The sequence below is a fragment of the Jeotgalicoccus coquinae genome, assembly GCF_014207425.1.
GTDB lineage: Bacteria > Bacillota > Bacilli > Staphylococcales > Salinicoccaceae > Jeotgalicoccus > Jeotgalicoccus coquinae.
This window is the reverse complement of sequence record NZ_JACHFF010000001.1, coordinates 559,455-573,059: the sequence shown is the minus strand read 5'-3', so window position 1 is coordinate 573,059 and position 13,605 is coordinate 559,455. Positions and strand designations below refer to the sequence as shown.

The window sequence follows — 13,605 nt, the reverse complement described above, 5'->3', positions numbered from 1 at the left end:
ATTAATTATATTATGCCATAAAAGTGACATAATTTTCACTAAACTTGAACTGAAAATTTAATTTTTATTTCCGGATGCAAAAAGCGGACGCTCTGTGTCCCGGTGCGCCCGCTTTTTCATGCTGTTACTCTTCGATTTTAAAGTTTTTAATTGTTTTGCTGTCAGTATCGATAATGACACCGCTGATAACACCCTTGCCTTCATCAGGAACAACGTGGCGTTCAGGCAGGTTCGTAATAAATCTGCGGATGACTTCGTCTTTTCTGATACCTAATATTCCATCTTTAAAACCGGTCATGCCGACATCAGTGATGTAAACTGTGCCATTCGGCAGACGCGTCGCATCGTTCGTCTGCACGTGCGTATGTGTGCCGACTACAGCATTCACACGCCCGTCGAGATGATAACCCATCGCAATCGACTCACTCGTCGTCTCGCTGTGGAAATCAACGAATGCAGCATCATATTCATTCTCTTCGAGAATTTTATCGATTACTTTAAACGGATTCTCAATCGGCTCAAGGAAACTGCGCGCCTGCAGGTTAACAATTAAAAGCTTTTTGCCGTTAATATTAACAACGCGGCTGCCGTCACCGGGCGTCCCTTCCGGGAAGTTTGCCGGACGCACCATTTTCACGTCTTTTTCCAGCAGCTCATACACTTCGCGTTTAGCGAAAGCATGGTTGCCCAGCGTGATAAAATCCGCACCGCCGTTTAAAATTTCTTTATAAGTACTTTCAGTTATACCTTTACCGTGCGCCGCATTTTCACCATTAACAATCGTAAAATGTGCACCGTGTTCTCTTTTCAGAGCCGGCAAATAATTTTTAATCATGCGTCGGCCAATTTTTCCGACTACATCTCCAATGAATAAAATTCTCATCAAATCACCCTATCTATTGTGTTAATTATACATTATTTTGCGGTGGATAATAGAGGGAGATTTGTGGGTTGGGGTGATTGTATTTCGCTCATTGAGACGATTAACTGTCTGCGTCTCATTGTGCATCCTTCGATGGGACGATTTGAAGTATTTGTCCCAATGCGACGCTCTCATTGGGGCGATGCTTATTTTTTGTCTCAATGTGGCGTGTTCATTAAGACACTAAAATGTTTTCGTCTCAATGTGAGCCTTCACGACTTCCATTTACATAGGTTTTATAATTGTATTCTTATATCTGCAGCCTTTTATAATCTTTAATGCAGCATTAAAATCATAATACTTATATTTATATGTAGAGCTTCGCCCTTTATATTCAATATTACAATGTTTGTTCATCATTCTTGCCAAAGTTGACTTAGGGAGCTGATGGTCAATTAAGCGGAGAATTGTTTTTTTTGTAATAGGCTGATTATAGAATAAATACTTATGATCACTTATCGCACGTAAAAGATGAGTTTCGCTGGTCTCAATTGTCCCGCAATTACCACATGTAAAATGAAATCGTCTTTTTATCAGATTATAGCTCCTGCATTCTCCGCAATAGAACCCTGATTTGAGCCGGGATATATCCGCTTTCTCGTTAAAATAAGTATTGTTTACTCTATGCTTATTTATGATGTTGGCTATTTTCTTCGCTTTATTTCCTCTTTGAGCATTGTTCAGATTTCGAAGATAACTTCGTAAATGACTCCTGACAATTGTTTTATCCCAAATAGCATCGGTGTCACTTGTTAACCTGAAATCATCGTTGATAAAAATTAGTGCACCTGTCACTTCAAAGTTCAATGCAGAGTTCTTAGCCAGCCTCATCAGTTTGCCCTGGGCTCTTCTCAGTTGTGCAAAAGCATCATCTTCCAGCAGATACCCATTTTTATACCAGTTATCTTTGGAATAATGAAAATCCCCCTGGAAGTTTTTGATTTCATTCACCGTCACCCTGTCATCAGTAATGACGATGCTGTCGTACTGTGTTGTTGTATTACCTGTTTTCAGATAAACATCTCTGAAAATATATAAATTGGAATGATCAATTTCGTCGAAGATTTTATCGTACTGACATTCACCTTCATAACCTTTTTTTACAATTTCCATTTGATATTTCTCATTAGCTGTTAATTCTGCTCGCGCTGAAAGTGCGCTGTAATATAATAGTTCCACCGGTATTTCACGATTATTAATAAACAAGCTATCTCCTCCTAATATATAAAAAGTATCTCCTACTCTATATATAGGTGAAAATGGCGATTTCCTTTTAAAAAGTTCATGTTTAAACAAAAATAGCAAAACTGTCCGATTTTTTACACGAATCAGCTGATTTTTACCTTTTTATGTATGTGACATTTTGCCAATTACTCTATAAAAACGTATATGAACCGGAGTATAATTGAAGTTTGGATGCAGTTAAATACTATAGATTTATAGTGTTTATAATATTTACTGATAAAGTTTGCTCATTGAGACGAATACAGATATTAGTCTCAATGTGAGTCTCTCGTTGGGACAATAATGTCTCTGTATCTCATTGAAGACTGTTCGTTGGTACGATTAGTCTTATTTGTCTCAATGTTTATCAGTCGATGAGACGATTAACGCTATTTGTCTCAATGTGACCCTGCACCCCCGCCAAAACAAAAAAAGATCAGAGACTTCCGTCTCCGATCTTTTTATTTTGCGTATTCTATGGCCCTCATCTCGCGGACAACTGTCACTTTTATGTGTCCTGGATATTGCAGTTCATCTTCTATACGTTTCTTAATGTCTCTTGCAAGACGGTGTGCTTTTAAGTCATCGATATCTTCAGGGCTGACCATTACACGAATTTCGCGGCCGGCCTGAATTGCAAATGTTTTTTCTACGCCATCGTAGCTTTCTGCAATATGCTCGAGTCTCTCTAATCGTTTAACGTAGTTTTCCAGCGTTTCACGACGCGCGCCCGGGCGCGCTGCAGAGAGTGCATCTGCTGCTGCTACGAGAATTGAAATGACACTTGTCGGTTCAACATCACCGTGGTGTGACTGAATCGCATTAATAACCGTATCCTGTTCTTTATAACGGGTTGCGAGTTCGACTCCGATTTCTACATGGGAGCCTTCAATTTCGTGGTCGATTGCTTTACCGATGTCGTGCAGCAGTCCTGCACGGCGGGCTAAAGCGACATTTTCGCCGAGTTCGCTCGCAAGTATACCTGCGAGGTAGCCGACTTCAATCGAATGCTTAAGCACATTTTGTCCGTAACTTAAGCGGTATTTCATCTTACCTAAGTGTTTTGCAAGTTCAGGATGAAGATTGTGAATATCGAGTTCAAACGCTGCAGCTTCACCTGCGTCACGAATTTCAGTTTCCATATTGCGGCGTGCTTTGTCCACCATTTCTTCAATGCGTCCAGGGTGAATGCGGCCGTCCTGCACAAGTGCTTCAAGTGCGCTCTTCGCAATTTGTCTTCTGATTGGATCGAATCCTGACAGTATTACTGCTTCAGGTGTGTCGTCGATAATAAGGTCGACACCTGTCAGTGTTTCAAGCGTTCTGATGTTTCGTCCTTCACGGCCGATAATGCGGCCTTTCATTTCATCGTTCGGTAATGTGACTACTGATACCGTAGACTCACTGGTGTATTCGGCTGCGTAACGCTGCGCTGTAAGTGCGAGCAGTTCACGCGCTTCTTTGTCTACTTCCCGAGTTGCTTTTTCTTTCTTTTCCTTAACCATTACAGCCATATCATGTGACAGTTCGTGTTCTACCTGAGAGAACATTTCCTGACGTGCTTCGTCGCGCGTCAAGCCGGAGATGCGGGATAATTCTGTTTCTTGCTGACTTATCTTTTCATTAATCTCGTTACCCCTGGCATCAACCATTTGCTGTTTTTCTTCAATTTTAGCTTCTCTGTTTTCCAGCATGTCATCTTTCTTATCGAGTGATTCACTTTTACGATCAAGTGATGTCTCACGCTGCAATAATCTGTTTTCAAACGCTTTCAAGTCGTTGCGCTGAGTATTCATTTCGCTGTCAAACGCTTCTTTCAGATTTTGGTTTTCTTCTTTCGCTTCGAGCAGTTTTTCTTTCTTCAGGTTTTCGGATTCCTTTTTAGCTTCATTTATAATATGTTCAGCTGAACTCCTTGCCTGACGCTGCTTGTTAGTCAATATATTATTGACAATAAAATATCCGATAACAACACCCAGAATAATACCAAGTAAGAGTAAGAGAATGTCTATTAAGTCCACAATAAACACCTCCCTAACTAAGGTTCTAAAGTGTGTTAAATATAATATGAGTATTAATTAAAATATTATATAATTCAATTCTAAATATAATCATAAAGAAAATCAAGCACGAGTATTTATAATACCGGTGCTTGATTGAACAGCCTGTCTAAATCAGGCTTCAGTTATTATTTTAATTCGTCCTTTTCAAATAAATCTGCGTCTTCTTTGGCATCTTTGTCTTTTTCGTCTTCAGGAATATCTTCGCCGAATCCAAGTGCAGAACGTAATTTACGTTCGATTTCTGCGAACAGTTCCGGGTTTTCCTTCAGTGTCTTCTTGGCATTTTCTTTACCCTGGCCGAGACGTTCGCCATTGTAAGAATACCACGCACCGCTTTTCTCAACGATGTCCTCTTCAACACTTAAGTCGATAACTTCACCTGTGTGTGAAATACCTTCTCCGTACATAATATCCACTTCTGCTACTTTAAACGGCGGAGCGACTTTGTTTTTAACAACTTTGATTTTCGTGCGGTTACCGACGATGTCCTGGCCAATTTTTAAGCTTTCTGCACGGCGGACTTCAAGGCGGACCGAACTGTAGAATTTAAGCGCACGTCCGCCAGTTGTCGTTTCGGGGTTACCAAACATAACTCCGATTTTTTCGCGGACCTGGTTAATGAATATTGCTGTCGTGTTACTCTTCGAAATGGCACCGGACAGTTTTCTTAAGGCCTGTGACATTAGACGCGCCTGCAGACCCATGTGAGAGTCTCCCATCTCGCCTTCGATTTCAGCTCTCGGTGTAAGTGCTGCAACGGAATCGACAACGACCATGTCTACTGCACCGCTTCTAACGAATGCTTCTGTAATTTCAAGTCCCTGTTCACCGGTGTCCGGCTGTGAAATATATAAGTTATCAATATCTACACCAAGTTTTGTTGCGTACTCCGGATCAAGGGCGTGCTCTGCATCGATAAAGGCAGCAATGCCGCCGTTTCTCTGTACTTCTGCAATGGCGTGCAGGGCTACAGTCGTTTTACCTGATGATTCCGGTCCGTACACTTCTATAATACGTCCCTGCGGATATCCGCCGACGCCGAGTGCTCTATCTAATGTGACTGATCCCGAAGAAGTTGTTTTAACTTTGCGTCCCGCATCGTCTCCAAGCTTCATAACGGCACCTTTACCAAATGACTTTTCCATGTTTTTAATAACAGTATCTATCGCTTTATGTCTCTCGTCCATAATGTACCTCCAGTCGTAATCTCATTTATTATTATATCATGCACAAATTAAAAAAGCGAATATATGTTCGCTTTCAAAAAGCAGTTTTTGAATATTTGCCGGCAGTATTGACATAACCGTAATGCACAGTCCAAAAAAAATAAAAACTGCAGTGAAATCACCGCAGTTTTTTTAATTCTTATCCGCCTTAAACACGCCGCGGCCTTTGTAGAAGTATTCTATTGCCGACAGTATCGTAAAGAATACTGCGATATACATAAATACCTGACCGGGTGAAAACGGCAGATATGCTGTAAAGATATCTCCAAACAGCAGAAATACCAGTGCAAGCATCTGGAAAACTGTTTTGATTTTACCGAGCTGTCCCGCCGCCGAGACGAACCCCTGCTCTATTTGTAAAAGACGCAGTCCTGTCACGGCAAACTCTCTTGCGATAATAACAACCGCAATCCAGCTAGAAATGGTGTGCCATTCAACGAGCACAATCAGTCCTGCTGCAACGAGCAGTTTATCAGCTAATGGATCGAGGAATTTCCCCATGTTTGTAATCATGTTCCACCTGCGGGCAAGATAACCGTCCAGGAAATCAGTCAGCGCTGCGATAACGAATATCACTGCAGCGATAAACTGCTCGACCAGAATGCCTTCACCGCCTAAAAATGTCATGGTGCCAAAGCCGAAGTCAAGGAGTGCAAAGACTAAAAAGACCGGAATTAAAACAACTCTGAAAACGGTCAGCCAGTTAGGTATGTTCATTTATTGTCACTCCCTTGTGATGTTAAATTGATAATAAACCGTAACGGTATCCCCGCGCTGCGAGTTATCGACAGCGGCACCGTTCAATGCAATATCAAATGATGTTGAGTTCCCGAGCGCAAGACTGACAACCGACGCTTCCGGATCAATTTCAAATGTACCGCCGTCTGATTCTTCGTACAGATAATTATTTTCAAGGTCATCGGTTAAGCTGACCCATGAAGTTTCTTCGCCCGACAGTTCCAGTGTCAGTTCTTTTGGTGCTGTGACGTTATAATTCAGCGTGTTGCCTTCACGATTGACGAATTTCACTTCCGCCTTCGGTTCTTCCGGCTCTTTTTCTGCCGGTTCCTCCGCGGGTTCTGCCGCTTCTTCAGCCGGCTGTTCTTCTTCGGCAGCTTCATCTTCGTCATTTTCTGCAACACTTTCAGTGACTTCTTCATCAGTTTCATAGACTCTTTTCGTCTCAAAAATATCACCTTGGGAGCCGATTTGTAAAAGGACCAGCCAAACGGCAAAGAGGACGACGATCATCGTTATAAAACCAATCAGCACTTTTTTTAAATACTGGAAATCCTGATTCGATTTCTGATTGCGCTTTTGCTTTCCTGCAGCTGTGTCCGGAATTTCATCCTCGAAACGTTCCAGTATCTGTTCTGAATCCAGATGCAGGAAATCTGCATACTTTCTAATTAGAAAGCGCGTATGTTTCGATTCAGGCAGCTGCGTCAGGTCACCCGCTTCAATAATCTGAATCACGCTCCGTTTAATACCGGAACCGCGCTCCATTTCTTTTAAAGTGACCCCTGATTTTTCACGTTTATTTTGTAAGTATGTCCCAAGTTTCATAGTTTGTTAGCTCCAATTAGAAAAAGTCCATATTGTCACTTTCGAACCAGTGACGTTTCTTATGTTTTTCATAAGTGATTTCCTGATCTTCGTATTCACGGATTTCGATAATGTAATCAAAATCTTCCTGCTTCAATTTAAAGAACGGATCATCGATTAATAAATCCGGATGCTCGACAACTGTCGTACCGTCGTAATTAATCACCTGGCTGACGAGCCGTTTATGATCTGTGCTTGTCGATTTCGAGGTCACTGCACCATCGATAATGTAAACATTGCCTTTATCGAATTCCTGTTTGTGGAGACTTGTGCGTTCTGTCTGTTTCAGCATCGTAGATGATAAAAACAGCCACTTGTCACCTGCTGACACACTTCCTGCAACTACCGATTCTGTTTTACCGACACGCGGCATACCGCGTACACCGATCAGAAACGTTTCATCAATATCGAACAGTATCGCGAGAAAGTCGACAACCACACTGATTTCGGCGCGTGTAAATTTGAAAATATTTTTATTTTCTTCCGCACGCTTAATGAAGCGTCCGTGACGGAGCGTCAGTCTGTCTGTAATGGTCGGTGTCCGCATTTTACCGACTTCAATTTCATCTACATGTTCGCAGATCCATTTAAAACGTTCGAGTTTCCACAGATCATCAGTACGTATCAGCAATGCACGCTGTGATATTTCCACACCGTTAATTGTTTTAATGCTGAGACCGATGTTGCCCATCAGACTTAAAATATCACCGAGCAGTCCGGGACGGTCATCCAGGTTTTTATATTCCATATAAATTTCTTCATCGCGTTCCGGATAAAAATTAGGCTTCTCAGTATTCACGTATACCATCCCCCGTTAATTTTTAATACTTCTCCCGTAATGCTCCGCGCATTGTCAGATATTAAATACTCTGCTGCTGATGCGACCTCCCCGGGTTCGATTAGCCGGCCCTGCGGAAGATCTTCAAGCATCATTGCTATGTCTTCTTCACTCAGCTTTAATGTCATTTTACCACGGACGACACCGGGTGCTACAGCATTAACTGTAATATTTGACGGTGCCAGTTCCTTCGCCAGCGATTTAACAAGTGTTTCCTGGGCCCCTTTGAACGTACTGTAGATGCTTTCCATACTTGCACCGTACGTGCCCCAGACGCTTGAAATGACAATTATGCTTGCGCGTTCACTCCGCCTTAACTTCGGCAGCAGTACTTTGATAAAAGTAATCAGTGCCCTCACACTGACATTGTACTGTCCGTCAACCTGTTCAAGCGTTGTATCCTGAATTAATTCAAATAATGCCTCTCCCGGCGTAAAAATCAGTGTATCCACTGAATCCACACCGGCAAAGCACACTTCCAGCTCGCTTTCTGTAAATGGCCGGGACAGGTCAAGATAGTGATGCGTACTGTTAAGTTCAGGTGTTTTCCGGTTGGAAAAGGTAATAATATCCTCATGTTTCAGACATTCATGAATACTTTTACCGATATCACCTGTTGCACCGACTAAAACGACATTACTCATAAGCTTTCACGATCACTTCGACCATGTTTTTCGTGTCGATTGAACTGTTGAAATAGTTTTTAACATCATCGATTGTAATGCTGTCGACAACCTGCGGCACATTGTACAGATCATAGCCGTCAAAATAATATTTAGTATACTGGTTTGCAATATACTCAGGGGAGTTCAGACTTGTTAAATAGTCTCCCATTAATTCACGTTTCTGGCTCTGCAGACGTTTATCAGTAAAGAAATCTGTTCCTTTAACTTCTTCAATAATGCGGACGATTTCTTTCGTAAACGTTTCATAGTCTTCTGTTTCGACTGCCATCAGCGTATGTCTGATTATTTCTTCTTCCTGATATGCGAAGTTGAATGAATCATCGATAATCCCCCGTTCAACCAGCTCCTCATAATATGGGGACTGCTCTCCGAAAACCATGTCCAGTGCAAACAGCATTGCAGCATCACGGCGTTCGCGTGTTGCGCTGTCACTGTCGTCGGGCAGCGACTTAAAGCCGAGCATCACTTTTGGTGTCGATACCGCAAGTTCCATTGTTTTGTGCGGTGTTTTAACCCCGTACGGTTCTTCCGGAATAAAACGCTCGATCTCAGAAGGTTCAAATGTCCGGCGTGAATGCTGATGCGTCTCTATATAGTTGAAAGTTTCTTCTATATTAAAGTCACCGGCAAGAATCATCACCATATTATCCGGTGCATAAAATGTCTTATGGCATAAGTACAGATGCTCTGAAGTAATTTCAGAAATCGATTCAAGCGTTCCCGCAATATCGATCGCAGCCGGAGAGTTTTCATACATTGCATTCAGCGTCTCATGGTACAGACGGTAACCCGGGTTATCCTGATACATTTTAATTTCTTCGTTAATAATACCAATTTCTTTTTCCACTTTTTCCGGCGTGAAATAAGGAATTTCAACCATATCCATTAACAGCTGCAGATTCTCAAAGAAGTTTTCTGTCGTGCTGAATAAATAGCTCGTTCTGTCGATTGATGTAAATGCGTTCGCACCCGCACCCATTTCAGAAAACTTATTGAACACATCGCCCGCTTCTTTATCGAACATTTTATGCTCTAAAAAGTGCGCAATGCCGTCCGGCACATTGTGGACTTCGCCGTGAGCTTTAAAGTGATTGTCCACAGAACCGTACTTCGCCGTGTAGGTGGCAAATTTTTTATTGTAGCCTTTTTTATCGATGATAAATACCTCAAGGCCGTTATCCATCACCTGTTTATGAACGACTTCATCCAGGTGGTCATAGCGGACTGTTGTATATTTATTGGTCATTGTCTATACCGCCTTTCAGCGTAAATACTGTATCGAGTTTAATTTTTTCTGCGATTCGGATGACATCCGCTTTCGTAATCGCTTGGAGCTGTTCAGTCCAGCTCTTCACCGGTGCTGTTACAGACTGTTCTTTTAAAAGCGTGTTGTAATTTAAGGAAATTAATCCGCGCGGTTTATCCATCGATTCTTTACGGCTTGAGAGCATATTGCGTTTGATTTCTTCAACGAAAGATTCTTCGAAGTCACCATCAATCACACGCTGAAGTTCGCGTTTCACTGCATCTTCGAATACTTGAATATTTCCGTTGTCGACACCTGCAAGTACGAACATATAGCCGTTTTTCACGTCGACCTGTGAATGAATCGAATAAGCCAGACTCATTTTTTCACGGATATTCGTAAATAACAGTGATGCTGCACTGCCGCCGAACAGCTGGTTAAATACATTCAGCGCCATAATGTCGCCCGGTTGTGAATACTGTACACGGAAACCGAGGTTTACTTTAGCCTGTTCAATACGTTCATATGCCGATTCGTATTTCACTTCACCAACAGGGCGTACCGGATACCCTTTATACGGATACATCTTCGCTTCATCATGTTTATGGAGCTTGGATAAGTAATCAAAGACGTTATCCTCTACTTTACCCGCAACGAGGACTGACATATCATCATCGGCCATCATACGGCTGTGTGCATCCTTTACATCTTCGAGCGTAAGCTTTTCAAGTGCTTCAAGATCACCGAATGATAAATATTTATAATCTTCGTCGTCAAACATCGTCTCGAGCAGCAATTCAAATGCACGCTGTGCGTGGTTATCCTTCATACTCTTAAGACGGTTCGTCATCAGACGTTTTTCACGCTGGAAAAATGCTTCGTCAGACTCATCGTAATTAAACGGTGTGTTCAGCACATCTTTTAAGAGTGCCGTAATATCACCAAGCATATCGATATCTTCCATAATGAATTTATCGTTAACAAATTCAATTGAGAACTTCACGATATGGTCACTGCCCTTTTTCACAACATTCGATGTTAAATGCGCACCGTAATGTTCTGCTAAATATTCAAGCAGCACCGCGTTTGTTTTAAGACTGCTCGTCTGTTTAATCATCATGCGGCTGAGTAAACTTCTCACAGTGACATCAGTGCCTGTGAGCGGTGCTCTGAAATACACGCTCACGACTACTGTTTTAAATTTCTCTGTATATATTTTTACGATTGGCACATTATTAATGACTCTTTTGTCTACACCTGACATTTAAAAAACTCCTAACTAGTCTTCGTGGTTTTCCATTAAGACACTGCGCGGCTTGGAACCGCTCGCAGGTCCGATAACCCCGTTCGCTTCTAAATCATCCACCAGACGCGCTGCACGGTTGTAGCCTACTCTGAACTGGCGCTGCAGGAGACTTGCCGACGCACGCTGTTCTTCGATTACAAACCATTTTGCATCCGGATAAAGTTCATCTTCCGACTCGACCGGTGCAGCAACTGTCTCTTTCTGATTCATTATAACTGATTTCTCATAATTTGCTTTCATTTGATCTGTAATGTATTTCACAACATCAGTGACTTCATCATCAGTTAAAAACGCTCCCTGCACACGGATCGGCTTCGAACGTCCTGACGGCAGGAACAGCATGTCCCCGCGTCCGAGCAGTTTCTCGGCACCCATTGAATCGATAATTGTACGGGAGTCCGTCTGGGAACTTACACTGAATGCAATTCTCGATGGAATGTTCGCTTTAATAATCCCCGTAATAACATCCACTGACGGACGCTGTGTTGCGATAATTAAATGAATACCGGCAGCACGGGCCATCTGTGCAATACGTGTAATAGACGCTTCAACATCTTTAGATGCAACCATCATTAAGTCGGCAAGCTCATCGACGATAACGACGATGTAAGGCAGCTTCTGAACTTTCTCCGGATCTTCCGCCTGACGGACCAGATACTGGTTGTATGCTTCAATATTTCTCGTATGCGATGCACTGAACAGATCGTATCTGCGTTCCATCTCGCTGACGATACGATTTAACGCATCGCTCGCTTTTTGAGGATTTGTGACTACCGGAGCAAGAAGATGCGGAATACCATTGTAGACATTCAGCTCTACCATCTTCGGATCGATCATCATCATTTTAACTTCGTGCGGTTTTGCATTTAACAGAATGCTCACGATAATACCGTTTATACATACGGACTTACCGCTTCCTGTAGACCCTGCCACAAGAAGGTGCGGCATCTTGTTAAGTTCAGCCATAATCGGCGCACCGGAAATATCTTTGCCCAGTGCGACTTCAAGCGGGTTATCCGATGATTTACGTTTAATCACTTCACGCAGCGTCACCATGCTGACAACCGAGTTCGGCACTTCAATACCAACTGCAGATTTACCCGGTATCGGCGCTTCAATACGAATATCTTTTGCAGCTAAACTGAGCGCAATATCGTTTTGAAGATTGATGATTTTAGATACTTTCACTCCGACGTCCGGCTGGATTTCAAACTGCGTTACTGCAGGCCCGATACGGATTTTAGACACTTTCGCATTGACATTAAAGTTCCTGAGCGTTTCTTCCAGAATACGCCCCTGCTGGATGACTTCCTTGTTGCTGACTTTCTCGCCCGGTTCTGCATCGTTGAGCAGGTCGATCGACGGCAGCTTGTACTCGATAAGCTGCTTGAGTTCTTTATCATCGAACTCTTCGAATTCACTGTCAGCTGCCTCGCCTTCAGGAATATCAACTGCACCGTCATCATCCGGCGTATCGTATTCAAGTTCTTTCTTCTCTTCAACTTCTTTTTCAATCTTCAGTGCATGTTCTTCCGGCGTCATATTATCAGGTACCGGTTCTTCTTTATATTCTTCCATCAGGATTTCCGAATCGTATACTTCAGGTTCAACGTATTCATCAGCTTCTTCAAGAAGAGAATCCGTTTCAGGCTCTTCCTCTTTTTTACTGAAGCGTGCTTTACGTTTCTTATCAGTACGTTTTTCAACCGGTTTTTCTTCAGCCGGTGATTCGATAATCGGTTCTGACTTTTGTTTCGGCTTTTTAGCTTTCGGTTCTTTTTCTTTCTTCGGACGGTTTTTAAACCATTCAGCAAACCTTTCGAACAGACTGACGATGCCCGCCCCGATTGCAGTCAATCCGCGTATAACAAAGTTAAAGTCATTGCGGAGTGATTCTTCAATGCTCTTATGACGGACAATAATTACACTCAGATAAATAAATATTAAGCCGATTAAGAGCGTACCGAAGAAACTGATGCTTGTTGCTGAAAAATTAAACAGCGTCTGGCCGATAATTCCTCCGCCGGTAAAGTCAAATCCGGGCTCTCTCGTCATGTTGAGCATATCTGCAAATGCATAATAATTATCTGTTCTGCCGCGGTCCGATAAATAAAGTATCGAGTGCAGCAGGAACAACAGGCCGAACTGCATCATTAAATAACCGAGCATGCGTTTGGTAAACGGAAATTTTAAATGTGTCGCCAAATAGAAACTCGCGAGCAATAACACGAGGTATGTAAAGTAGCGGCTTGTGCCAAAAAGAAAATTAAACACTGCATCGGTATATTCTCCGACGAGGCCCAGCTGGAATACTGTAATGATAAGTAAAATAATAATGATTAAAGCAAAACTCGCATAATACGTTTTCTTATCATTGTTTTTCTTTTTCGCAGTGCGCTTTCGTTTAGTCGCCATCTTTTACCACCTTCATTTTCACTTTTTAATTATAACAACGGAGATATAAGGTTATCCTAATATCTCCGTCGCTT

Annotated in this window: 11 protein-coding genes; all 11 read right to left on the bottom strand. The window is 42.3% G+C overall.

Annotated elements, in window-relative coordinates; all coding sequences use genetic code 11:
- Positions 1 to 124: 124 nt before the first annotated feature.
- Entirely contained in the window at positions 125 to 883 is a 759-nt protein-coding gene (locus tag HNR41_RS02845) for a TIGR00282 family metallophosphoesterase (protein WP_184281529.1), read from the bottom strand.
- A gap of 264 nt (positions 884 to 1,147) precedes the next feature.
- Complete coding sequence (locus HNR41_RS02840) at positions 1,148 to 2,128, bottom strand: nuclease-related domain-containing protein (protein WP_184281527.1); 981 nt, start codon at positions 2,126 to 2,128, stop codon at positions 1,148 to 1,150.
- Between the two features lie 479 nt (positions 2,129 to 2,607).
- A complete protein-coding gene (gene rny / locus HNR41_RS02835; RefSeq protein WP_184281525.1) occupies positions 2,608 to 4,167 on the bottom strand; it encodes a ribonuclease Y in 1,560 nt (519 codons plus the stop codon).
- A 167-nt stretch (positions 4,168 to 4,334) separates the two neighbouring features.
- Positions 4,335 to 5,396 carry a recombinase RecA gene (recA, locus tag HNR41_RS02830; RefSeq protein WP_184281523.1) on the bottom strand — a complete coding sequence of 354 codons (1,062 nt, stop codon included), beginning with the start codon at positions 5,394 to 5,396 and terminating at the stop codon, positions 4,335 to 4,337.
- 171 nt (positions 5,397 to 5,567) lie between these two features.
- On the bottom strand, positions 5,568 to 6,152 hold the full coding sequence (gene pgsA, locus HNR41_RS02825) for a CDP-diacylglycerol--glycerol-3-phosphate 3-phosphatidyltransferase (protein WP_184281521.1): 585 nt from the start codon (positions 6,150 to 6,152) through the stop codon (positions 5,568 to 5,570).
- A gap of 6 nt (positions 6,153 to 6,158) precedes the next feature.
- The gene (locus HNR41_RS02820) at positions 6,159 to 7,001 is read right to left on the bottom strand and encodes a helix-turn-helix domain-containing protein (RefSeq protein WP_184281519.1); all 843 of its coding nucleotides are present in this window, start codon (positions 6,999 to 7,001) and stop codon (positions 6,159 to 6,161) included.
- A 16-nt stretch (positions 7,002 to 7,017) separates the two neighbouring features.
- Positions 7,018 to 7,788: a DUF3388 domain-containing protein gene (locus HNR41_RS02815; protein ID WP_260399585.1), complete on the bottom strand. Its 771-nt coding sequence runs from the start codon at positions 7,786 to 7,788 to the stop codon at positions 7,018 to 7,020.
- Positions 7,789 to 7,835: 47 nt separating this feature from the next.
- Positions 7,836 to 8,522 carry an SDR family NAD(P)-dependent oxidoreductase gene (locus tag HNR41_RS02810; RefSeq protein WP_184281515.1) on the bottom strand — a complete coding sequence of 229 codons (687 nt, stop codon included), beginning with the start codon at positions 8,520 to 8,522 and terminating at the stop codon, positions 7,836 to 7,838.
- Positions 8,515 to 9,810 (bottom strand): EF-P 5-aminopentanol modification-associated protein YfmH, encoded by a 1,296-nt coding sequence (yfmH, locus tag HNR41_RS02805; RefSeq protein ID WP_184281513.1) that lies wholly within the window; start codon positions 9,808 to 9,810, stop codon positions 8,515 to 8,517. The genes HNR41_RS02810 and yfmH overlap by 8 nt, the downstream gene beginning before the upstream one ends.
- Positions 9,800 to 11,074 carry an EF-P 5-aminopentanol modification-associated protein YfmF gene (gene yfmF / locus HNR41_RS02800; RefSeq protein WP_184281511.1) on the bottom strand — a complete coding sequence of 425 codons (1,275 nt, stop codon included), beginning with the start codon at positions 11,072 to 11,074 and terminating at the stop codon, positions 9,800 to 9,802. Before yfmF ends, yfmH begins: the two co-directional genes overlap by 11 nt.
- Positions 11,075 to 11,089: 15 nt before the next feature.
- Entirely contained in the window at positions 11,090 to 13,531 is a 2,442-nt protein-coding gene (locus HNR41_RS02795) for an FtsK/SpoIIIE family DNA translocase (RefSeq protein WP_184281509.1), read from the bottom strand.
- Positions 13,532 to 13,605 lie beyond the last annotated feature (74 nt).

Bases quoted from the DNA above. Each gene is read 5' to 3' on its own strand.
- HNR41_RS02795 (WP_184281509.1), bottom strand. From the start codon at position 13,531: ATGGCGACTAAACGAAAGCGCACTGCGAAAAAGAAAAACAATGATAAG.
- HNR41_RS02845 (WP_184281529.1), bottom strand. From the start codon at position 883: ATGAGAATTTTATTCATTGGAGATGTAGTCGGAAAAATTGGCCGACGC.
- HNR41_RS02820 (WP_184281519.1), bottom strand. From the start codon at position 7,001: ATGAAACTTGGGACATACTTACAAAATAAACGTGAAAAATCAGGGGTC.
- recA (WP_184281523.1), bottom strand. From the start codon at position 5,396: ATGGACGAGAGACATAAAGCGATAGATACTGTTATTAAAAACATGGAA.
- yfmF (WP_184281511.1), bottom strand. From the start codon at position 11,074: ATGTCAGGTGTAGACAAAAGAGTCATTAATAATGTGCCAATCGTAAAA.
- pgsA (WP_184281521.1), bottom strand. From the start codon at position 6,152: ATGAACATACCTAACTGGCTGACCGTTTTCAGAGTTGTTTTAATTCCG.
- HNR41_RS02815 (WP_260399585.1), bottom strand. From the start codon at position 7,788: ATGGAATATAAAAACCTGGATGACCGTCCCGGACTGCTCGGTGATATT.
- HNR41_RS02810 (WP_184281515.1), bottom strand. From the start codon at position 8,522: ATGAGTAATGTCGTTTTAGTCGGTGCAACAGGTGATATCGGTAAAAGT.
- yfmH (WP_184281513.1), bottom strand. From the start codon at position 9,810: ATGACCAATAAATATACAACAGTCCGCTATGACCACCTGGATGAAGTC.